Source organism: Streptomyces longisporus, assembly GCF_039532765.1.
Classification (GTDB): Bacteria; Actinomycetota; Actinomycetes; order Streptomycetales; family Streptomycetaceae; genus Streptomyces; species Streptomyces longisporus.
In genome coordinates this window covers 1037537-1062178 of the sequence record NZ_BAAASG010000002.1, presented here as the reverse complement: position 1 = coordinate 1062178, position 24642 = coordinate 1037537, and the positions used below count along the sequence as shown (strand labels likewise).

The following is a 24642-nucleotide window of genomic DNA, read 5'->3' as shown; positions in this document are numbered from 1 at the left end:
GTGGTGGTTTCGGGTGATCAGGATGGGGTCGCCCGGGTGGTGGAGTTGTGGCGTGAACAGGGCTGCCGTGTACGGCAGTTGCGTGTCTCGCATGCCTTCCACTCGCCGGCGATGGATCCGGTGGTGGAGGAGTTGGGCCGGGTTGCCGCGGAGCTGGAGTATCAGCGGCCGCAGGTGTTGTGGGCGGGTGCGCTGACCGGTGCGCTGGTCTCCGAGTGCGAGGCGGAGTACTGGCCGGGCCAGACGCGTGGGGCGGTGCGGTTCGGGGATGCGCTGGCGACGCTGGCTGCTGAGGGTGTCTCGGTGTTCGTGGAGATCGGTCCGGATGGTTCGTTGTCGTCGTTGGGTCCGGATGCGGTGGCGGGGGTGGGGGTTGAGGAGGCGGTGTTCGTTCCGCTGCAGCGGCGGGACGACACCGGGACCTCCAGTGTGGTGGCTGGTCTGGCGCGGGCGTTCGTGCATGGTGCGGTCGTGGACTGGAAGGCGGTGCTGCCCTCCGCGGAGACGGTGGAGCTGCCGACCTACGCCTTCCGCCACGAGCAGTACTGGCCTGACCACCTCCTGCCCTTGCCGATGGGGGCCGATGCGACGGTTGCGCTCGCGGGCGCCGAGGAGGCTGACGCGCGGTTCTGGGCCGCCGTAGAAGGCGGTGATCTGACGCAGCTGTCCGCCACGTTGGCCCTGGACGAGCCGGAGCACTTGAGCGAGATCCTGCCTGCGTTGGCGTCGTGGCGTCGGCGGGAGTTGGACCGGTCGGTGACGGCTGGTTGGCGTTATCGGGCTGTGTGGGCGCCGGTCGTTGAGCCGGATGCGCGGGTGCTGCGTGGGACTTGGCTGGTGGTGGTTCCGGTCGGGTCTGTGGGCGTGATGCAGTCTTCGGTCGTGCAAGCCCTGGTTGCTCGTGGCGCGCAGACGCTGGGGATTGAGGTCCCCAGCGGCATGGTGGAGCGAGCGGACATCGCAGGTGTGGTCACTGGTGTGCTGAACGGTGTTGAGCCGGCCGCTGTCACAGGCGTCTTGTCGTTGCTGGCGTTGGATGAGGTGCCGCTGCCCGAACTTCCGGCGGTGGCCGGTGGGCTGGCTGCGTCGTTGGCGCTTGTTCAGGGGCTGGGTGATGTCGGGGTTGCTGCGCCGTTGTGGGTGGCTACTCGGGGTGCGGTGGCGGTGGGTCCGGGTGAGGTGGTGGTTGCTGCGGTTCAGGCGCAGGTGTGGGGCCTGGGCCGGGTGGTGGGGCTGGAACACCCCGATCGCTGGGGCGGGCTGGTCGATCTGCCGGAGGTCGTCGACGAGCGGGCTGGTGCGCGGCTGGTGGCGGTGTTGGCCGGTTGTGGCGAGGACCAGGTGGCGGTCAGGTCTGGGGGTGTGTTCGGTCGTCGTTTGGTGCATGCGTCGCGGCCTGGTGGTGGGGTGTCGTGGTCGCCGCGGGGTGGTGTGCTGGTCACGGGTGGGACGGGTGCGGTTGCGGGGCATGTGGCGCGGTGGCTGGCGGGGCGTGGGGCGCCGCGGCTGGTGTTGGTCAGTCGGTCCGGGGCGGCTGCGTTTGGTGCGGGGGCGTTGGCGGCGGAGTTGGCGCAGGCCGGTAGTGCTGTGGAGATTGTGTCGTGTGATGTGAGTGAGCGTTCGGCGGTGGGCGGGCTGCTTGCGTGGACGGCGTCGGGTGGTTGTGCGTTGTCTGCGGTGATGCATACGGCGGGTGTGCTGGATGACGGTGTGGTGGACCGGCTTTCGGTGGAGCGGCTGGAAACGGTGCTGGCGGCGAAGGCCGTGAGCGCGGCCCTGCTGGATGAGCTGACCGCGGACCTCGATTTGGAGGCTTTCGTTCTGTTCTCGTCGGCTGCGGCCACGTTGGGTGCGGCGGGTCAGGGCAACTATGCGGCCGCCAATGCGTATTTGGATGCGTTGGCGGAGAGTCGTCGTTCGCGTGGTCTGGCGGCGCTTTCGGTGGCGTGGGGTGCGTGGGCGGGTGGCGGGTTTGCCGCGTCGAGTGATGCGGTGCGGGCGCGGGTCGGGCGTGGGGCGATGCCGGCGATGGATCCGCTGCTGGCGGTGCGCGCGCTCGGTGAGGCGTTGGAGGGCGCCGACGCCGCGTTGACCGTCATGGACGTCGACTGGGCCCAGCTCGCGGCAGGCTCTGGCGCGGCCGGCATCCAGGAGATGCCGCTGGTCCGGGATCTGCCGGAGATCCGCAGCTTGGCGGCTGCCGGTTCGCCCCCTGGGGCCGTGTCGCATGAAGGCGAGCTGGCCGAGCGGCTGCGCGGTCTGGGAAGGGCCGAAGAACAGACCCGTCTGCTGACTGAGCTGGTGCGAAGTGAGGTGGCGGCCGTGCTCGGCCACTCCTCGGCTGAGGCTGTGCGGGATCGGCAGAACTTCAAGGATCTCGGTTTTGACTCGCTGACGTCGGTGGAGCTGCGTAACCGGCTCGCGTCGGCGACCGGGCTGCGGCTGTCGTCGACCCTTGTGTTCGACTATCCGACCCCTGTCGCTCTTGCCGCGTATCTCCGGGGGGAGCTGACCGGTGAACTGGGCTCCGCTGCACCGGTGGTGGCCGCCGGGGCTTCTGACGAGCCGCTGGCCATCGTCGGCATGAGCTGTCGTTTCCCGGGCGGTGCCGAAAGTCCGGAGTCGTTCTGGGAGTTGCTTGCCTCCGGTGGTGATGCGGTGGGCGGATTCCCGACGGACCGGGGCTGGGACCTGGAGGGGGTCTACGACCCGGACCGGGGCAGTGAGGGGACGTCGTATACGCAGTCCGGTGCGTTCTTGCGGGAGGCTGCGCAATTCGATGCGGGGTTCTTCGGGATCAGCCCGCGTGAGGCGCTGGCGATGGACCCACAGCAGCGGCTCCTCCTGGAGACCTCGTGGGAGGCGTTGGAGCGGGCCGGCATCGAGCCCGGATCACTGCGCGGCTCCGCCACCGGTGTGTTCGCAGGCGGGTTCTCGTCCAGTTACAACATCGGGATGGCCCTCTCGGAGCAGGGTGCGAGCGGCGTTGAGGGTCACTTGATGACGGGCAACGCCACCAGTGTGCTGTCCGGCCGTGTCTCCTACGCACTGGGCCTGGAAGGTCCGGCGGTCACGGTCGATACGGCGTGCTCCTCGTCGTTGGTGGCGTTGCATCTGGCCGGTCAGGCTTTGCGGTCGGGTGAGTGTTCGCTGGCGTTGGCCGGTGGTGTGACCGTGATGGCGACGCCGGCGACGTTCATCGACTTCTCCCGGCAACAGGGGCTGTCACTGGACGGGCGGTGCCGTGCGTTCTCGGCGGATGCGGACGGCACAGGCTGGGGTGAGGGCGCGGGCATGCTGGTGGTGGAGCGTCTGTCGGACGCTCAGCGCAACGGGCACCCGGTCCTCGCAGTCGTGCGTGGCAGTGCGGTGAATCAGGATGGTGCGTCGAACGGGTTGACGGCGCCGAACGGTCCGTCGCAGCAGCGCGTGATCCGGGCTGCGTTGGCCAATGCCGGGATGCGGGCCGAGGAGATCGACGTTGTCGAGGCGCACGGTACGGGGACGACGCTGGGTGACCCGATCGAGGCGCAGGCGCTGCTGGCGACCTATGGGCAGGGGCGTTCCGAGGACCGGCCGGTGTGGCTGGGTTCGGTGAAGTCGAACATCGGTCACACGCAGGCCGCCGCCGGGGTGGCGGGTGTGATCAAGATGGTGCTGGCACTCCAGCACGAGCAGTTGCCGCGGACGCTGCACGCTGATGAGCCGTCGCCGCATGTGGACTGGTCGGCGGGCGACGTCAAGCTGCTGACGGAGTCGGTGGCATGGCCGGCGGGCGAGCGCCCCCGGCGGGCGGGTGTGTCCTCGTTCGGAATGAGCGGCACCAACGCCCACGTGATCCTTGAGCAGGCGCCGTCTGAGACCGCCACCGGGACCGCCGGGCCCGAGGAAGGGGCCGACACCGCCAGGGCGGTGAACGCGGTAGCGGATGCCGGTGGCGCCTGGGTGGTCTCGGCGCGTACTGCCGATGGTCTTGCGGCGCAGGCGGGGCGGTTGCGGGAGTGGGTGGTGGGGCGGCCTGGGTTGGGGGCTGCTGAGGTGGCGTGGTCGTTGGCGGTGTCGCGGTCGGTGTTTGAGCACCGGGCTGTGGTGCTGGGTGGTGGGCGGGCAAAGTTGGTTGCGGGGTTGGAGTGTGTGGCGGCGGGGGTGTCGTCGGGGGCGGTGGTGTCGGGTGTGGCGCGGGCTGGTGCTCGGGTGGGGTTGGTGTTTGCGGGTCAGGGGTCGCAGTGGGTGGGGATGGGGCGGGGTCTGTATGAGGGCAGTGGGGTGTTCGCGCGGGTCTTTGACCAGGTGTCGGGGCTGTTGGAGTTGGAACTCGGCGTCACCGTCCGGGACGTGGTCCTCGGTACGGAGGGCGCCGACGAGGGCCTGGTGGATCAGACCCTGTATGCGCAGGCCGGACTGTTCGCGTTCGAGGTTGCCCTGGCTGAGGTGTTGAAGGCCGCGGGTGTGGTGGCGGATGCGGTGGTGGGGCATTCGGTGGGTGAGGTGGCGGCTGCGTATGTGGCGGGTGTGCTGTCGTTGCCGGATGCGTGTCGTCTGGTGGCGGCGCGTGCGCGGTTGATGCAGGCGTTGCCGTCGGGTGGTGCGATGGCGGCGGTCAACGCCTGCGAGGCGGATGTGGTGGCGTCGCTGGCCGGTATCGACGGTGTGGTGGTCGCGGCGGTCAACGGTCCGGAGTCGGTGGTGGTTTCGGGTGACCGGGACGGCGTGGGCCGGGTTGTCGAGCTCTGGCGGGGGAGGGGTCGTCGGGTGCGGCCGTTGCGGGTCTCGCATGCGTTCCACTCGCCGGCGATGGATCCGGTGGTGGAGGAGTTGGGCCGGGTTGCTGGGGGGCTGGAGTTTCAGCGGCCGCAGGTGTTGTGGGCGGGCGCGCTGACGGGTGGGCTGGTGGCGGAGTGTGGGCCGGGGTATTGGCCGGGTCAGACGCGTGGGGCTGTGCGTTTCGGGGATGCGCTGCGGACGCTTGCGGCCGAGGGCGTCTCGGTCTTCGTGGAGATCGGTCCGGATGGTTCGTTGTCGTCGTTGGGTCCGGATGCGGTGTTGGGGGTGGGGGTTGAGGAGGCGGTGTTTGTTCCGTTGCAGCGGCGGGATGACACCGGCACCTCCAGTGTGGTGGCTGGTCTGGCGCGGGCGTTTGTGCATGGCGCTGGGGTGGACTGGAAGGCGGTACTGCCCCCCGCGGAGACGGTGGAACTGCCGACCTACGCCTTCCGCCACGAGCGGTATTGGCCGGCAGGCGCACTGCACTTGCCGACCGGAGTGATATCGGGCCTCGACCAGTACCGCGGGCTTGCGGGCACCGAGGCTGAGGCGCGCTTCTGGGCGGCGGTGGAGGATGGCGATCTTTCACAGCTGGCTGAGTCGCTGAACGTGGGTGGTGATCGTCCGTTCGATGAGGTGCTGCCTGCGTTGGCGTCGTGGCGTCGGCGGGAGTTGGACCGGTCGGTGACGGCTGGTTGGCGTTATCGGGCTGTGTGGGCGCCGGTCGTTGAGCCGGATGCGCGGGTGCTGCGTGGGACTTGGCTGGTGGTGGTTCCGGTCGGGTCTGTGGGCGTGATGCAGTCTTCGGTCGTGCAAGCCCTGGTTGCTCGTGGCGCGCAGACGCTGGTGGTTGAGGTCCCCAGCGGCATGGTGGAGCGAGCGGACATCGCAGGTGTGGTCACTGGTGTGCTGAACGGTGTTGAGCCGGCCGCTGTCACAGGCGTCTTGTCGTTGCTGGCGTTGGACGAGGAGCCGCTGTCCGAACTTCCGGCGGTGGCCGGTGGGCTGGCTGCGTCGTTGGCGCTGGTTCAGGGGCTGGGTGATGTCGGGGTTGCTGCGCCGTTGTGGGTGGCTACTCGGGGTGCGGTTGCGGTGGGTCCGGGTGAGGTGGTGGTTGCTGCGGTTCAGGCGCAGGTGTGGGGCCTGGGCCGGGTGGTGGGGCTGGAACACCCCGATCGCTGGGGCGGGCTGGTCGATCTGCCGGAGGTCGTCGACGAGCGGGCTGGTGCGCGGCTGGTGGCGGTGTTGGCCGGTTGTGGCGAGGACCAGGTGGCGGTGAGGTCGGCGGGGGTGTTCGGTCGGCGTTTGGTGCATGCGTCGCGGCCTGGTGATGGGGCTGGGGTGGGGTGGTCGCCGCGGGGTGGTGTGCTGGTGACGGGTGGGACGGGTGCGGTTGCGGGGCATGTGGCGCGGTGGCTGGCGGGGCGTGGGGCGCCGCGGCTGGTGTTGGCGAGCCGGTCCGGGGCGTCGGTGCCGGGCGTGGCGGCGACGGTCGCGGAGCTGGCTGAGGCCGGGACCGCGGTCGATGTGGTGTCGTGTGATGTGAGTGAGCGTTCGGCGGTGGCGGGGCTGCTTGCGTGGACGGCGTCGCATGGTTGTGCGTTGTCGGCGGTGATGCATACGGCGGGTGTGCTGGATGACGGTGTGGTGGACCGGCTTTCGGTGCGGCGGTTGGAGAGGGTGCTGGCGGCGAAGGCCGTGAGCGCGGCGCTGCTGGATGAGCTGACCGCAAACCTCGATTTGGAGGCTTTCGTTCTGTTCTCGTCGGCTGCGGCCACGTTGGGTGCGGCGGGTCAGGGGAACTATGCGGCGGCCAATGCCTTCTTGGATGCGTTGGCGGAGAGTCGTCGTTCGCGTGGTCTGGCGGGGCTTTCGGTGGCGTGGGGTGCGTGGGCTGGTGGTGGGTTTGCTGCGTCGAGTGATGCGGTGCGGGCGCGGGTCGGGCGTGGTGCGATGCCGGCGATGGACCCGCTGCTGGCGGTGCGCGCACTCGGTGAGGCGCTGGAAGGCGCCGATCCTGCACTGACCGTCATGGATGTCGACTGGGCCCAACTGGCCTCCTCACCCGAAGCCGCACACATGCGAGAGATGCCGCTGCTGCGCGACCTGCCGGAGGTGCGTCAGGCGTCGCTCGCCGCGTCCTCCACCGGCGTTGCGGCGCCGACGGAGGGGGAACTGGCCCGGCGGCTGGTCGGCTTGAGCCGCGAGGAGCAGGAGCGGGTACTGACGCAAATGGTCGCGGGTGAGGTGGCGGCCGTGCTCGGCCACTCCTCGGCTGACGCGGTGTCGGACCGGCAGAGCTTCAAGGATCTTGGCTTCGACTCGCTGACCGCGGTCGAGCTGCGCAACCGGCTCACCGCGGCGACGGGCCTGCGGCTGCCGGCCACGCTGGTGTTCGACTACCCGACACCGGTGGCCCTGGCCGCCTGGCTGAGGACCGAACTCGTGCAGGACGACGCGGCCGCGGTACCAGTGCTCACCGAACTCGACCGGCTGGAGGCAAGCCTCCTCGGTGGTCCGCGGGACGAGTTGGTTTGGGAACAGGCCGCCGACCGGCTGCGTCGACTGCTGGACGCCGTGGACTCCCAGAACGCGGGCCCGAGCCGGCAGCGACGTGAAGCAGAACTCGAATCCGCCACCGACGACGAGCTGTTCACCCTCGTTGACGAACTCGATTGATTCCCGCCCCCACACTGCCAACGATGACTCTCGGGAGCCCGACAATGTCCGACGAGGACAAGCTTCGCAGTTACCTCAAGAAGGCCATCGCCGACGCCCAGGACGTACGCGCACGGCTGCGCAAGGTGCAGGAGCGGGTTACGGAACCGATCGCAATCGTCGGCATGGCGTGCCGCTTCCCGGGCGGCGCGGCCGGCCCCGAGGAGTTCTGGCGTCTGCTCGCCTCCGGGACCGATGCGATCTCCGACTTCCCGCAGGACCGCGGCTGGGACACCGAAACGCTGTATGACCCTGACCCGGAGAACGAAGGCACGTCATACGTCTGCCAGGGCGGGTTCCTTTCCGGAGAAGTGGCGGCCTTCGACCCCGGGTTCTTCGGGATCAGTCCGCGTGAGGCGCTTGCGATGGACCCGCAGCAGCGGCTCCTCCTGGAGACCTCGTGGGAGGCGCTCGAGCGGGCCGGCATCGAGCCTGGAACGCTGCGCGGCTCCGCCACGGGCGTGTTCGCAGGCGGTTTCGCCTCGGGCTACGGCATCGGCGTCGCGCTCAGTGACGAGGCCGGGGGTTCTGGTGTCGAGGGACATCTGATGACGGGCAACGCCACCAGCGTGCTGTCCGGTCGGGTGTCGTACGCGCTCGGCCTGGAGGGCCCGGCGGTCACGGTGGACACGGCGTGCTCCTCGTCCCTGGTGGCGCTGCATCTGGCGGTGCAGGCGCTGCGGTCGGGTGAGTGTTCGCTGGCGTTGGCCGGTGGTGTGACGGTGATGGCGACGCCAGGGACGTTCATCGAGTTCTCGCAGCAGCAGGGTCTGTCGGTGGATGGGCGGTGCCGTGCGTTCTCGGCGGATGCGGACGGCACGGGCTGGGGTGAGGGCGCGGGCGTTCTGGTGGTGGAGCGCCTGTCGGATGCGCGCCGTCATGGACACCAGGTCCTCGCCGTGGTGCGTGGCAGTGCGGTGAATCAGGATGGTGCATCGAACGGGTTGACGGCGCCGAACGGTCCGTCGCAGCAGCGGGTGATCCGGGCCGCTCTGGCCAACGCCCAGCTGACTCCTGCCGACGTGGACGCCGTCGAGGCACACGGTACGGGTACGACGCTGGGTGACCCGATCGAGGCGCAGGCACTCCTCGCGACCTACGGCCAGGAGCGGGCGGAGGACCGGCCGGTGTGGCTGGGTTCGGTGAAGTCGAACATCGGTCATACGCAGGCCGCGGCGGGTGTGGCGGGCGTCATCAAGATGGTGTTGGCGTTGCAGCATGGGCAGTTGCCGCGGACGCTGCACGCTGATGAGCCGTCGCCGCATGTGGACTGGTCGGCGGGCGACGTCAAGCTGCTGACGGAGTCGGTGGCGTGGCCGGCGGGCGAGCGCCCCCGCCGGGCGGGTGTGTCCTCGTTCGGAATGAGCGGCACCAACGCCCACGTGATCGTCGAGGAAGCCCCTGCCGAGGATGCCGAGTCGGTTGAGCACGCTCCCGATGTGGTGGCTCCGGTGGTGTCGGGTGCGGGCGCCTGGCTGGTGTCGGGGCGTACTGCCGGGGGTCTTGTGGGTCAGGCGGGGCGGCTGCGGGAGTGGGTGGGTGAGCGGCCGGGGCTGGAGCCGGCCGAGGTGGGCTGGTCGTTGGCGACGTCGCGCACTGCTTTCGAGCATCGCGCTGCGGTGGTGGGCGGTGACACCGGCGGGCTGCTGGCCGGTCTGGGATGCCTGGCTGATGGGGTGCCCGGTGCCGATGTGGTGTCGGGTGTGGCGCGGTCCTGCGGGCGGGCGGTGTTCGTCTTCCCGGGTCAGGGTTCGCAGTGGCTCGGTATGGGGTGTGGGCTGGCCGAGGTGAGTGGGGTTTTTGCGGGACGGCTGGCGGAGTGTTCGGCGGCGTTGGCGCCGTTCGTGGAGTGGTCGTTGATGGATGTGCTGGCGGGGGTGGAGGGTGCGCCGGGGTTGGAGGCGGCTGATGTGGTGCAGCCGGCTCTGTGGGCGGTGATGGTGTCGCTTGCGGCGGTGTGGGAGGCGGCGGGGGTGGTGCCGGATGCGGTGGTGGGGCATTCGCAGGGGGAGATCGCGGCGGCGACCGTGGCCGGGATGTTGAGCCTGGAGGACGGGGCTCGGGTGGTGGCGTTGCGCTCGCGGTCGTTGACGGCGTTGGCGGGTGCGGGCGGGATGCTGTCCGTGGCCGCCTCGGCGGAGCTGGTGGGGGAGCGGTTGGGCCGGTGGGGTGAGCGGTTGTCGTTGGCGGCGGTGAACGGTCCGGCGGCGGTGGTGGTCTCCGGTGAGCTTCGGGCGCTGGAGGAGCTGAAGGCGCAGTTCGAGTCGGAGGGGGTGCGGGCGCGGCTGGTGGCGGTGGATTACGCCTCGCATGGTCCGCAGGTGGACCGGTTGGAGGCGGAGATCCGTGAGGTGTTGTCGGGGATCGTTCCGCGTCGTGGCCGGGTGCCGATGGTGTCGGCGATGTCGGGTGAGGTGCTGACCGGCGAGGAGTTGGACGCGGGCTATTGGTACGACAGTCTGCGCAACCCGGTGTACTTCGACCGGGCGGTGCGGGTGCTGGCCGGGCAGGGGCATCAGGTCTTCGTCGAAGTCTCCCCGCATCCGGTGTTGACCGGAGCGCTGGAAGACACGCTGGAGCAGCTGGCCGAGCAGGCGGGTCCCGGGTCGGTGCCGGGTGCGGTGTGTGGGACGCTGCGCCGGGACGACGACAGCTCGGCCCGGATGCTCACCTCGTTGGCCGAGGCGTGGGTGCAGGGCGTGGCCGTCGACTGGACGAGGGTGCTGCCCGCCGCGGGGCGTGTGGAGCTGCCCACGTACGCCTTCCAGCACGAACGCTACTGGCCCAGGGGCACGGTCATGCTGCCCAAGCGCGGCGCGGGCGCAGACCCGGAATCCCTGGGCCTGGGCGCGGTGGGCCACCCGCTGCTGGGTGCTGCGGTCGAGCTCGCCGACGGTGCGGGGGTGGTGTGCACCGGACGGTTGTCGGTGCGGTCGCAGCCGTGGCTGGCCGATCACCGGGTCGGCGGGGTGATCCTGCTGCCGGGCACCGGCTTCGTGGAGCTCGCGGTGCGCGCCGGCGACCAGGTGGGCTGCGGCCTGCTGGAGGAGCTGACGCTGCAGGCGCCGCTCGTCGTGCCGGAGTCCGGCGGTGTGCAGGTGCAGGTCGTGGTGGCCGCCGCGGACGGCGACGGGCGGCGGACATTCGAAGTCTTCGCCCGACCCGATCAGCCCGGCACGGAACAGCCGTGGGCGCGGAACGCGAGCGGCGTCGTGGTGCCTTCCGCAGCGCGGCCGTCGGTCGCGGAGGACCTGGCCGTCTGGCCTCCGCAGCAGGCCACACCGCTGGAGTTCTCGGACCTGTACACGGTACGGCTGGCCGACGTGTACGGCCCGGCGTTCCATGGGCTCCGGGCCGCCTGGCGGCGTGGCGGGGAAGTCTTCGCCGAGGTGGCGCTGCCGGACGAAATCGCCGCACAGGCCGGTTCGTTCGGACTGCACCCTGCACTGTTGGACGCTGCGCTGCACGCGGGGCTGCTGGCCGAGGTGGACTCGGGTGAGCCCGGCGACGTACGAATGCCCTTCGCCTGGGCCGACGTGGAACTGCACGCCACCGGCGCATCGGTGCTGAGGGTGCGGTTGGGCCGTACCGCGCAGGGCGGTCTGTCGCTGACGGCTGCGGATGCGACCGGCGCTCCCGTGGTCTCGGTCGGCTCGCTGGTCAGCCGCCCGGTGTCCGCCGGGCAACTGCAGGCCGCCGGCCGCGTGCTGGGCGATGCGCTGTTCGTCCAGCAGTGGACTCCCGTCGATCCGGCCGCGGCTGCGAGCGGAGACTGGGCGCTGCTCGGCGACGACGTCTTCGGCCTGGCGGAACGGTTGCGCACCGCGGGTGTGAGCGTGCGGTCCTTCCCGGGCGTCGCAGACCTCGCCGACGCCGTCGCGGCAGGCGAGATCGACCCGCGCACGGTCCTGGTGTGCTCCGGCTCAAGACCCGTAGAGCTTGCCGAAGCCGACTCCGACTCCGACGTCCCGGCGGTCGTACGCCGTGTCAGCGGCGAGGCGCTCCTGCTGGCCCAGCAGTGGATCGACGAAGCTCGCCTGGACGAAGCCCAGTTGGTCGTCGTCACGCGCGGCGCTGTGGCCGCGGTGGCGGGCGAGGCGGTGACCGACCTCGCGGCCGCGGCCGTCTGGGGCCTGCTGCGCTCGGCGCAGTCCGAGAACCCCGGTCGGCTGACGCTGGTCGACCTGGCCGCGACCGACCCGGCCGCCTGCGCCGCCGTACTGCCGACGGTCGTGAACTGCGGCGAGCCGGAGCTGGTGATCCGCGGCCGGGCCGCGTACGGCCGCAGGCTGGTCCGTGCTCCCGGTGAAGTGGCCCCGGTCGTCTGGCCGGAGGGGGCGTCTGCCGATGCTTCGGCTCGGGCGCTGTTGGTCACCGGTGGCACCGGGACGCTGGGTGCGTTGGTGGCCCGTCACTTCGTGCGGACCGGCCGGGCCGGTGGTGTGCTGCTGCTGAGTCGTTCCGGTCCGTCGGCCGGGGTGGCCGCGCTGGCCGCGGAGCTGGCCGAACTGGGCGCCTGGGTCAGGATATTGGGGTGCGACGCGGCCGATCGTGACGCGCTGGCCGCCGTCGTGGCCGGCATCCCGGCCGACTGCCCGCTCGGCTCGGTCATCCATGCGGCCGGGATCATCGACGACGGGACGATCGCCACACTGACTCCGCAGCGGCTGTCGGCGGTCATGCGGCCGAAGGTGGACGCCGGATGGCACCTGCACGAGCTGACGGCGCAGCTGAACCTGGAACACTTCGTCATGTTCTCCTCCGCGGCCGCCGCCTTCGGCGCGCCCGGCCAGGGCAACTACGTGGCGGCCAACTCCTTCCTGGACGCGCTGGCGGGCCGGCGGCAGGCGGCCGGGCTGGCCGGCACCTCGCTCCAGCTGGGGCCGTGGGCCCACGAGGAGGGCATCGGCCGCAACCTGGGAGAGGGGCTGCTCTCCCGCATCGACCGCTCGGGCGTGCTCCGGCTCGGCGCCGAGGAGGGCCTGGCCCTGCTCGACGTCGCGCTGAGCCGGGACGAGACGGTCCTGATACCGGCCCGGCTCGACGTGGCCGGGGCGCGGGCCCGAGCCGCCCGCGGCGCCGCTGTCCTGCCGTTGCTGCGTCTGCTGGCCGGCGGCTCGACCCGGCGGGCCGCGGTCGCCGCCGCCGACGGGCACCCGGGTGAGGCGCTGCGGCACCGGCTGGCGTCGGTGTCCGGAGCCGAGCGCGACCGCATGCTGCTGGACCTGGTGCGCGTCCAGGTGGCCGCAGTGCTGGGCCACGCGTCCGCGGACGCCATCGAGGCCGGCCGGGCGTTCACGGATCTGGGCTTCGACTCGCTGACGGCGGTGGACCTGCGCAACCGGCTGCGGGGCGAGACCGGGTTACGGTTGCCGGCCACGCTCGTCTTCGACTATCCGACGCCGGTCTCGCTGGCCGGTCTGCTGTGCCGGGAGCTGACGGGCGATCTGCCGGCAGCGGCCGACCCGGTCGGCCCGATGGCGGCGGCCGACGAGCCGATCGCGATCGTCGGCATGGCCTGCCGTTTTCCGGGCGGCGCGGCCGACCCGGGCGAACTGTGGCGACTGCTGGCGTCCGGCGGTGACGCCATCAGCACCTTCCCGCAGGACCGCGGCTGGAAGGCCGACGAACTCTACGACCCGGACTCGGAGCGGTCGGGCACCTCGTACACCCGTGAGGGCGGGTTCGTACGGGACGTGAGCGCATTCGACGCGGCGTTCTTCGGGATCAGCCCGCGCGAGGCCCTGGCCATGGACCCGCAGCAGCGGCTGCTCCTGGAGACCTCGTGGGAGGCGTTCGAGCAGGCCGAGATCGACCCCGAGTCGCTGCGCGGCAGCCGGACCGGCACCTTTGTGGGCGGCTACCCCTCCGGCTACGTCGAGCTGAGCCTGGAGAACCAGACCGACCTCAGCGGCGTGGCCAGCCATCTGATGACCGGCAACGCGTCCAGCATCCTGTCCGGCCGGCTCTCCTACACCTTCGGCCTGGAGGGCCCCGCGGTCACGATCGACACCGCCTGTTCCTCGTCGCTGGTGGCACTGCATCTGGCGGCGCAGGCGCTGCGCTCGGGTGAGTGCTCACTGGCGCTGGCCGGCGGTATCACCGTGATGGCCGGCCCAGGCGGGTTCGTCGCCTTCTCCGACGCGCGCGGTCTTTCGGCGGACGGACGCAGCAAGGCCTTCTCGTCCGCGGCCGACGGCATGGGCATGGCCGAGGGTGTCGGCATGCTGGTGGTGGAGCGCCTGTCGGACGCGCGGCGCAACGGGCACCGGGTGTTGGCGGTGGTGCGTGGCAGTGCGGTGAATCAGGATGGTGCGTCGAACGGGTTGACGGCGCCGAACGGTCCGTCGCAGCAGCGGGTGATCCGGGCCGCTCTGGCCAACGCCCAGCTGACGCCTGCCGACGTGGACGTCGTCGAGGCGCACGGTACGGGTACGACGCTGGGTGACCCGATCGAGGCGCAGGCGCTGCTCGCGACCTACGGCCAGGACCGGCCGGAGGACCGGCCGCTGTGGCTGGGTTCGGTGAAGTCGAACTTCGGGCACACCCAGGCCGCGGCGGGCGTGGCGGGCCTGATGAAGATGGTGTTGGCGCTGCAGCACGGCGAGTTGCCGCGCACGCTGCACGTGGACGAGCCGTCGCCGCACGTCGACTGGGCCGAGGGCGGTGTGCGGTTGCTGACCGAGTCGGTGCCGTGGCCGGCGGGCGAACGGGTGCGCCGGGCGGGTGTGTCCTCGTTCGGTATCAGCGGCACCAATGCCCACGTCATCATCGAAGAGGCGCCGTCCGAGGAGGCCGGGTCGGTCGAGTCGGCCGCCGCCTCCGGAGCTTCGCCGACCGTGCTCGGTACCGCCGAAGTCGGCGCCTGGTCGCTCTCCGGCCGCACCCAGGAAGCCCTCGCGGCCCAGGCGGGCCGGTTACGGGAATGGGTCACCGCTCGACCCCAGTTGGAGTCGGCCGACGTGGCGTGGTCCCTGGTGACCACCAGATCGCTGTTCAAGCACCGGGCAGTCGTGCTCGGCGGCGAGCGCGCGCAACTGGTGACCGGCTTGGACAGCCTGGCCCTCGGTGCCTCCGACGTCTCAGTGGTCTCCGGTGCCGCCCCCTCCGATGCCCGGACGGTGTTCGTCTTCCCGGGTCAGGGTTCGCAGTGGCTCGGTATGGGGTGTGGGCTGGCCGAGGTGAGTGGGGTGTTTGCGGGACGGCTGGCGGAGTGCGAGCGGGCGTTGGCGCCGTTCGTGGAGTGGTCGTTGATGAATGTGCTGGCGGGGGTGGAGGGTGCGCCGGGGTTGGAGGCGGCTGATGTGGTGCAGCCGGCTCTGTGGGCGGTGATGGTGTCGCTGGCGGCGGTGTGGGAGGCGGCGGGGGTGGTGCCGGATGCGGTGGTGGGGCATTCGCAGGGGGAGATCGCGGCGGCGACGGTGGCGGGGATGTTGAGCCTGGAGGATGCGGCGCGGGTGGTGGCGTTGCGGTCGCGGTCGTTGACGGTGTTGGCGGGTGCGGGCGGGATGTTGTCGGTGGCCGCGTCGGCCGAAGTGGTCGGGGAGCGGTTCGGGCGGTGGGGTGAGCGGTTGTCGTTGGCGGCGGTGAATGGTCCGGCGGCGGTGGTGGTGTCGGGTGATCCGCGGGCGCTGGAGGAGCTGCGGGCGGAGTTCGAGTCGGAGGGGGTGCGGGCGCGGCTGGTGGCGGTGGATTACGCCTCGCATGGTCCGCAGGTGGACCGGTTGGAGGCGGAGATCCGTGAGGTGTTGTCGGGGATCGTTCCGCGTCGTGGCCGGGTGCCGATGGTGTCGGCGATGTCGGGTGAGGTGCTGAGCGGCGAGGAGTTGGACGCGGGCTATTGGTACGACAGTCTGCGCAACCCGGTGTACTTCGACCGGGCGGTGCGGGTGCTGGCCGGGCAGGGGCATCAGGTCTTCATCGAAGTCTCCCCGCATCCGGTGCTGTTCGGTGCGGTGACGGACACGCTGGAGGAGGTGGCGCAGGACTCGGGTCCGGGCGCCGTACCCGCTGCGGTGTGCGGGACGCTGCGACGCGACGAGGACGGTGCGCTGCGCCTGGTCACCTCGTTGGCGGAGGCGTGGGTGCAGGGTGCTTCCGTCGACTGGACGAAGGTGCTGCCCGCCGGGCGACACGTCGAACTGCCGACGTATGCCTTCCAGCGCGAGCGCTACTGGCCGGAGGGCGAGGCCGCTCTGCCGGGCGCCGACAGCAAGGTCGGCGGCGCGAGCACCGGCACGGAGGCCGAGGAGCGGTTCTGGGCTGCCGTCGAGGGCGGCGACGTGGCGCACCTGGCCGACACCCTCGCGGTGGACGGCACCCGTCCCTTCCAGGAGGTGCTTCCGGCGCTGGCCTCCTGGCGGCGCCAGGAGGTGGAACGATCGGTGACCGCCGGCTGGCGCTACCGGATGGGCTGGGCGCACATCGAGGAGCCCGACTCCCGGCCGCTGTCCGGGACATGGCTGCTGGTGGCCCCGGCCGGACCGGCCGCCGACGGCCTGGCGCAGGAGTGCGCGGCGGCGCTGCGCCGGCGGCGGGCCGAAGTGGCGGTGATCGAGATCCCGGCCGGGACCGTCGACCGGGCCGAGATGGCGGCCCAACTGGTCCGCGGGGCGGAAGAGGCCGGTGTGGAACTCGCATCCGCGACCGGAGTGCTGTCGTTGCTCGCCCTGGAAGAGACTCCGATGCCCGAACACCCGGGTGTGTCCGGCGGTCTGGCCGCCACATTGGGCCTGGTACAGGCGCTCGGCGACACCGGGGTGGACAAGCCGTTGTGGGTGGCCACATGCGGTGCGGTCTCCGCCACGCCGGGCGAACTGCCGGCCAGTCCGGTGCAGGCTCAGGCCTGGGGTCTGAGCCGGGTCTTCGGCCTCGAGAGCCCCGATCGCTGGGGCGGGCTGATCGACCTGCCGGCCGTCCTGGACGACCGGGCGGGCAGTCGGCTGGCGGCGGTCCTCAGCGGCTGCGGCGAGGACGAGGTCGCCATCCGGGCGACCGGAGTGTTGGGCCGCAGGATGAGCCGGCCCGCCCGCACCCGGCCGTCCGACGAGAACTGGACGCCGCGCGGCAGTGTGCTGATCACCGGCGGCACCGGAGCGATCGCCGGGCACGTCTCGCAGTGGCTGGCCGAACGCGAGGCGCGGCGACTGGTGTTGACCAGCCGGTCCGGGCCGGCCGCCCCCGGCGTCGCCGTGCAGGCCGCCGAACTGGCCCAGCGGGGCTCCCGGGTGGACGTGGTGACCTGCGACGTCGGCGACCGCTTTGCGCTGGCCGGCCTGGTGGACTGGACCGGCCGCAGCGGCCCGGAGCTGTCCGCGGTGATGCACACGGCGGGCGTGCTGGACGACGGGGTGATCGACCGGCTGTCCGCGCCGCGGCTGGAGACCGTGCTGGCGGCCAAGGCCACCAGCGCCGCGTATCTGGACGAGCTGACCGCCGACCTGGATCTGGACGCCTTCGTTCTGTTCTCCTCCGCGGCCTCCACGCTCGGATCGGCCGGCCAGGGCAACTACGCGGCCGCGAACTCCTACCTGGACGCCGTGGCCGAGCACCGGCGGGCCCGCGGGCTGGCCGGTCTGTCAGTGGCCTGGGGCCTGTGGGGCGGCGGCGGCCTGGCGCGGTCCAAGACCGAGATCGAAGCCCGGATGAAGCGGCTGCCGATGCCCCCGATGGACCCGCAGCTGGCGGTCCGGGCGCTCGGTGAGGCCCTGGCCGGGGAGGACGCGGTGGTCACGGTCATGGACGTGGACTGGGCCCGGCTCGCCGCGGCACCCGGCTCCACCAGCTTGACCGAGCGGCCGCTGGTGCGAGACCTGCCGGAGGTCCGTCAACTCGCCGCGGTACGGCCCGCGGTGGCCGACCCGGTGCAGGGCGAGGGCGGGCTAGCCGGGCGACTGGCCGGCCTCGACCGGGCAGAACAGGACAAGCTGCTGACCGACCTGGTACGGGCCGAGGCGGCGACGCTGCTGGGACACGGCTCCGCGGACGCGGTCCAGGCCCGGCAGGCGTTCAAGGAACTCGGCTTCGACTCCCTGACGTCCGTCGAGTTCCGCAACCGGCTGAACACGGCCACCGGGTTGCGGCTGCCCTCGACGGCGGTCTTCGACTACCCGACCCCGGTGGCGCTCGCCGCTTTTCTGCGGTCGGAACTCGTCGGCGACGAAGAGGCTGCCGAGCCGATCTTCGGCGAACTCGACCGGCTGGAAGCCGGCCTCGCGAAATCGGCATCGGACCACGAAGTACACGAGAACATCACACGGCGGCTGCAGAGCATTCTGTCGAGATGGATCGAAAAGCAGGGCGACGACTCGGAATTCGGAAGCGAGAAAACGGTCGAACTCGAGTCGGCGACGCCTGACCAAGTATTCGAGTTCCTTGACAAGGAGTTCGGTATGTCGTGATCAGGCGTGCATTCAGCCCGTCCCCCAACGCTTCGGTCCTTTCGGCCCCCGGGTTTTTGGCTAGGAGTTCCACGTGGAGAACCAGGAAAAGCTCTTCGAATACCTCAAGAAGGCCGCCGCCGACCTCCAGGAGACGCGCCAGCGCCTTCGCCGACTCGAGGCCGGCGAGCACGAGCCGCTGGCGATCGTCGGTATGGCCTGCCGGTTCCCTGGCGGTGCGGACAGTCCGGAGGAGTTCTGGGACATGATGGCCGCGGGCGTCGACGGGGTGGGACCCTTCCCGACCGACCGCGGATGGGACCTGGACGGCCTTTACGACCCGGACCAGGAGACCGGCAAGTCGATCACCGACTCCGGCGGCTTCCTGCGGGACGCGAGCGGATTCGACGCCGGGTTCTTCGGAGTCAGCCCGCGTGAGGCGGTCGCGATGGACCCGCAGCAGCGGCTGACCCTCGAGGTGGCGTGGGAGGCGCTGGAGCATGCGGGGATCAACGCGGAGACGTTGCGCGGCAGCCGGACCGGTGTCTTCGTCGGCGGTTTCACCTCGAACTACGCGGTCAACCTGGAACTCTCGGACGAGGGCGGGGAGGCCTTCGCCGGCCACATCATGACCGGCAACCTGCCCGCGGTGATCGCCGGCCGGGTCTCGTACACGATGGGCCTGGAAGGGCCCGCCTTCGTGGTGGACACGGCGTGCTCGTCGTCCGCGCTGGCGATGCACCTGGCCTTCCAGTCGCTCTGGAACCGCGAGTGCACCCTCGCCCTGACCGGCGGCGTGACGGTCCTGGCGAACCCCGGCAACTTCGTGGAGTTCTCCCGGCAGCAGGGTCTTTCCTCGGACGGCCGCTGCCGCGCGTTCTCCGCGGACGCCGCAGGCACCGGCTGGGCCGAGGGCGCCGGCCTGATCGCCGTCGAGCGGCTGTCGGACGCGCGGCGGCTCGGGCACCGTGTCCTCGCGCTCATCCGCGGATCCGCGGTGAATCAGGACGGTGCGTCGAACGGCCTGACCGCGCCGAACGGCCCGTCACAGCAGCGGGTCATACGGGCCGCGCTGGCCGGCGCCCACCTGTCGGCCGCCGACGTGGACGTCGTCGAGGCGCACGGCACCGGCACCAAGCTCGGCGACCCGATCGAGGCGCAGGCGCTGCTGGCCACCTACGGACAGGAGCGGCCGGACGGCCACCCGCTGTGGCTGGGTTCGGTGAAGTCCAACACCGGTCACACCCAGGCGGCCGGAGGTGTCGCCGGTGTGATCAAGCTGGTACTGGCCCTCAAGCACGAGGAACTGCCCCGGACGTTGCACGTGAGCGAGCCGACGCCCCACGTGGACTGGTCGGCCGGGCAGGTGGAGCTGCTGACCGAGCCGGTTCCGTGGCCCGCCGGCGACCGGGTCCGCCGCGCGGGTGTCTCGTCGTTCGGCGGTAGCGGCACGAACGTCCACATCATCCTGGAAGAGGCCCCGGCAGCCGGGTCCGAAGGCGCGGCGCTGGGCGCGGCCACGCCTTCGGAGGCCTCCGCCGCGGCGGCGGACGCAGCGGCCGATGCCCCCGTCGTCATGGGCGCGAACGCGTGGCTGATGTCCGCCCGGTCCGCCGACGCACTGACGGCACAGGCGGGTCGGTTGCGGGCGTGGGTGGGTGAGCGGCCGGAGTTGGAGCCGGTTGATGTGGCGTGGTCGTTGGCGACCACGCGGGTGCCTTTCGAGCACCGTGCTGTGGTGGTGGGCGGCGACAGCGGCGAGCTGGTGGCGGGTCTGGGGAGTCTGGCCGACCGGGTGCCGAGCGGCTCCGTGGTGTCCGGCACGGTGCGGCCCGAGGCGCGGACGGTGTTCGTCTTCCCGGGTCAGGGTTCGCAGTGGGTGGGGATGGGGCGTGGCCTGGCCGGATCGAGTCCCGTGTTCGCGGCGCGGTTGGCGGAGTGTTCGGCGGCGTTGGCGCCGTACGTTTCTTGGTCGTTGGCGGATGTGCTGGCGGGGGTGGAGGGTGCGCCGGGGTTGGAGGCGGCTGATGTGGTGCAGCCGGCTCTGTGGGCGGTGATGGTGTCGCTTGCGGCGGTGTGGGAGGCGGCGGGGGTTGCTCCGGATGCGGTGGTGGGGCATTCGCAGGGCGAGATCGCCGCGGCGACCGTGGCCGGGATGCTCAGCCTGGAGGATGCGGCGCGGGTGGTGGCGTTGCGGTCGCGGTCGTTGAAGGCGTTGGCGGGTGCGGGCGGGATGCTGTCGGTGGCGGCCTCTGCCGAGGTTGTCGGCGAGCGGTTGGGCCGGTGGGGTGAGCGGTTGTCGTTGGCGGCGGTGAACGGTCCGGCGGCGGTGGTGGTGTCGGGTGAGCCGCGGGCGCTGGAGGAGCTGCGGGCGGAGTTCGAGTCGGAGGGGGTGCGGGCGCGGCTGGTGGCGGTGGATTACGCCTCGCACAGTGCGCAGGTGGACCGGTTGGAGGCGGAGATCCGTGAGGTGTTGTCAGGGATCGTTCCGCGTCGTGGCCGGGTGCCGATGGTGTCGGCGATGTCGGGTGAGGTGCTGACCGGCGAGGAGTTGGACGCGGGCTATTGGTACGACAGCCTGCGCAACCCGGTGTACTTCGACCGGGCGGTGCGGGTGCTGGCCGGGCAGGGGCATCAGGTCTTCATCGAGGTGACGCCTCACCCGGTGCTGCTGGGAGCGTTGGGCGAGACGCTGGAGGAGGTGGCCGAGCAGTCGGGTGCCGGTGCGGTCGTCGGCGCGGTCTGCGGGACGCTGCGGCGCGATGACGACAGTGCGGCCCGGATGCTCACCTCGCTGGCCGAGGCGTGGGTGCACGGTGCGGCCGTGGACTGGACGAAGGTGCTGCCCGCCGGGCGACGCGTCGAACTGCCCACGTACGCCTTCCAGCATGAGCGCTACTGGCCCAAGGTGGCGGTGTCGGCCGGTGGTGACGCGTCGTCGCTGGGACTCGGAGCGGTGAGCCATCCACTGCTGGGTGCGGCGGTCGAGCTCGCCCATGGCGCCGGGGTGGTGTGTACGGGTCGGCTGTCGGTGCGGACGCAGCCGTGGCTGGCCGATCACCGGGTCGGCGGGGTGATCCTGCTGCCGGGCACCGGCTTCGTGGAGCTGGTCGTCCAGGCCGGGGACCAGGCCGGCTGCGGCGTACTGGAGGAACTCACGCTGCAGGCACCGCTCGTCGTGCCGGAGTCCGGCGGCGTACAGGTGCAGGTCGTGGTGGCCGCGGCGGACGGTGACGGGCGGCGCACCGTGGAGGTCTTCTCGCGGCCCGACGGCTCCCAGGAGTCCTGGGTCCGGCACGCCGGCGGTGTGCTGGCGCCGACCGGGCGGGCGGTCGCCACCGACGAGGAGTTCGCGGTGTGGCCGCCGCAGGGTGCGAGTGCGGTGGACATCAGCGGCATGTACGACGCGATGGAGTCGGACGGGTATGGCTACGGTCCGGCGTTCCAGGGGTTGAAGGCGGTGTGGCGGTCCGGCCAGGACGTCTTCGCCGAAGTCGCCTTGCCGGAGGACCTGGCCTCGGAGGCCACGGCATTCGGGCTGCACCCGGCGTTGCTCGACGCGGTGCTGCATGCCGCGTCCCTGGCCGGCGGGGCGGAGAGTGAACCTGGCCGGGTACGGTTGCCGTTCGCCTGGACCGGCGTGCAGCTGCACGCCTCCGGCGCATCCCTCCTACGGGCTCGCATCCGCCGGGACGAGCAGGGCAGCCTGGCCCTGGCCGCCGCGGACGGCACCGGCGCTCCGGTGGTCTCGGTGGCCTCGCTGATCACGCGCGCGGTGACGACCGAGCAACTGCGGGCGGCCGAAGCCGGGCCGGCGGACGCGCTGTTCACCATCGACTGGGCTCCGCTCGCCGAGACCGCCGTCCCGGCCGGGGAGTGGGCGCTGGTCGGCGTCGACCGGTTCGGCCTGGTCGAGGCGCTGGAAGGCGGCGGTGTGCCGGTGCGGCCGTTCGCGGACCTGGCCGAACTCGCTGCCGCCGCCGAGGCTCACGAGATCGACCCGCGGATCGTGCTCGCCTGCGCGGGCACACCGCCGACGGCATCCGAACCCGACGTCGGTCCGGCCGAGGCCGCGCGCCGGGCGGTCGACGAGGCGCTGGACCTGGCGCAGGACTGGATCGGCGAGGAGCGTCTGGAATCGGCCTGCCTGCTGGTCGTCACGCGCGGCGGCGTGGCCGCCTCGGCCGGCGAACGCGTCGCGGATCTGACGGCGGCCGCGGTCTGGGGGCTGCTGCGCTCGGCGCAGTCGGAGAACCCGGGCCGCATCGTCCTGGCCGACCTGCCGGCCGGCGGCGCCGACGACCGGTCGGCGGCCGTGCTGCCGACGGCACTGGCCGACGGCGAGGCGGAACTCGCCGTTCGCGGCATGACCGCCTACGGCAGGAGGCTGATCCGCCCGTGCGGCGACCTCGCGGTGCCGGAGGGCGCGTGGCGCCTGGTGCCGGACGAGACCGGCTCACTGGAGGGGCTGCAGTTGGCGGCCGCGCCGGAAGCGGTCGGTGCCGTGCCCGCCGGGCACGTCCGGGTGGCCGTGAAGGCCGCGGGCCTGAACTTCCGGGACGTGCTGATCGCGCTGGGAATGTACCCGGGCGGCGGGGTGATGGGCAGTGAGGTCGCCGGTGTCGTGGTCGAGACCGGGCCCGAGGTGACTGCTCTGGCGGTCGGCGACCGGGTGATGGGTGTGGCGGCCGGCGGCTTCGGCCCGCTGGTCGTCACCGACGCCCGGCAGCTGGTGCGCGTGCCGGAACTGTGGACCTACGCCGAGGCCGCATCGGTGCCCAGCGCCTTCATGACGGCCTGGTACGCGCTGAACGAGTTGGCCGAGGTACGCGCGGGGCAGCGGGTGCTGATTCACGCGGGTGCCGGTGGTGTGGGCATGGCCGCCGTGCAGATCGCGCGGTACTTGGGCGCGGAGGTGTTCGCGACGGCGAGTGCGGCGAAGTGGCCGGTGCTGGCGGGGATGGGGCTGGATGCGGAGCACATCGCGTCGTCGCGGGATGCGGACTTCGAGGCCCGGTTCCTGGAGGTGACGGGCGGTGCGGGTGTGGACGTGGTGGTCAACTCGCTTGCCGGTGAGCTGATCGACGCGTCGTTGCGGCTGCTGCCGCGTGGTGGGGCGTTCGTGGAGATGGGCGCGACGGATCTGCGCGACGCGGACACGGTGGCGGCGGAGCATCCGGGCGTGGCGTATCGGCCGTTCAACCTGGCCGAGGCGGGGCCGGAGGGCATCGGGGCGATGCTCGCGCGGATCGGTGAGTTGATGGCGGGCGGGGCGTTGTCGCTGCTGCCGGTGCGGGCGTGGGATGTGCGGCGGGCGCGGGAGGCGTTCCGGTTCATGTCGCAGGCCCGGCACACCGGCAAAATGGTGCTGACGGTCCCGGCGACCCCCGTGGCCGCGCAGCTGTCGCCTCCGGCGGCCGCGCGGACGGCCCTGGTGACCGGCGGTACCGGCACGCTCGGTGGCCTGACGGCGCGTCACCTGGTGGAGACGGGTCGGGCCGACAGCGTGGTGCTGACCAGCCGTTCGGGGGCGGGTGCACCGGGCGTGGCCGGGCTGGCCGCGGAGTTGGCGGGTCTGGGGACGTCGGTGCGTGTGGTGGCGTGTGACGCGGCCGAGCGGGACGGGCTGGCGAAGGTGCTGGCCGACATCCCGGCCGAGGCTCCGCTGCGGACCGTCGTACACACGGCCGGTGTCCTGGACGACGGCACGATCGGATCGCTGACGGCGGATCGGGTGGCGGCGGTGATGCGGCCCAAGGCGGACGGCGCCTGGAACCTGCACGAGCTGACCCGCCACCTGGACCTGGACCACTTCGCCCTGTTCTCCTCGGCGGCGGCGGCGTTCTCCAGCCCCGGCCAGGGCAACTACGTGGCCGCCAACGCGTTCCTCGACGCGCTGGCAGCCGACCGCCGGGCCGCCGGTCTGCCGGCGACCTCGCTGTGCTGGGGCCTGTGGGCCGAGGCCAGCGCGCTGACCGGGCAGCTCACGGACAGCGAGCGGGCCCGGATCAACCGCGGCGGCATCAGCGCACTGAGCGCCGAGGAGGGCTTGGTCCTGCTGGACGCGTCGCTCGCCCGCGACGAGGCCGTCCTCGTCCCGGCCCGGCTCGACCTGGCCGGCCTGCGCGCCCAGTCCGCGCGCAGCGCCGAGGTCCCGCCGCTGTGGCGGGCACTGGTCGGCGCGGGCACCGGCCGACGGGCGGCGGCGTCCGGCAGCATCCCGGCCGGGCCGGAGGCGCTGCACCGGGAACTGGCCGGCCTGTCCGAGCAGGAACGGGAGGCGCGGCTCGTCGACCTGGTCCGCGCCCACGCGGCGGCCGTCCTCGGACACGCCTCCGCCGGCGCGGTCGAGACCACCCGGGCCTTCACCGACCTGGGCTTCGACTCGCTGACCGCCGTCGAACTGCGCAACAGGCTGAGCGCTGCGACCGGGACGCGGCTTCCGGCCACCCTCGTCTTCGACTACCCCAACCCGGCCGAACTGGCGGTGTTCCTCGGGCAGAAGCTGGCGCCGAAGTTCGGCGACAGCGCTCGGGCGGACGCGCCGGACCCCGCCGAGTCGACGCTCCGCAAGGCGCTCGCGACCGTGCCGCTGGCCCGCTTCCGCGAGGCGGGGCTGATGGAGGCCCTGATGCAGCTCGCGGGCGTCCGCGAAGAAGCCCTGGCGTCCGACACGGTCGAGGACATCGACGCTCTCGATGCCGAGAGCCTGATCCGCATGGCCCTGGACGGCGAGTCGGAATGAAGTCTCTGAATGTCGGCGCGTGCGCGTGGAGGAAGC

Annotated in this window: 2 protein-coding genes and 1 pseudogene; all 3 read left to right on the top strand. The window is 71.9% G+C overall.

Going from position 1 to position 24642, the window contains the following annotated elements:
- A complete protein-coding gene (locus ABD355_RS06105) occupies positions 1-7443 on the top strand; it encodes a type I polyketide synthase (RefSeq protein ID WP_425585700.1) in 7443 nt (2480 codons plus the stop codon).
- Complete coding sequence (locus tag ABD355_RS06100; RefSeq protein ID WP_425585699.1) at positions 7440-17882, top strand: type I polyketide synthase; 10443 nt, start codon at positions 7440-7442, stop codon at positions 17880-17882. Before ABD355_RS06105 ends, ABD355_RS06100 begins: the two co-directional genes overlap by 4 nt.
- Positions 17883-18000: 118 nt before the next feature.
- Positions 18001-24606: pseudogene (locus ABD355_RS06095) on the top strand (type I polyketide synthase); the annotation flags it as partial.
- Between the last annotated feature and the right edge of the window lie 36 nt (positions 24607-24642).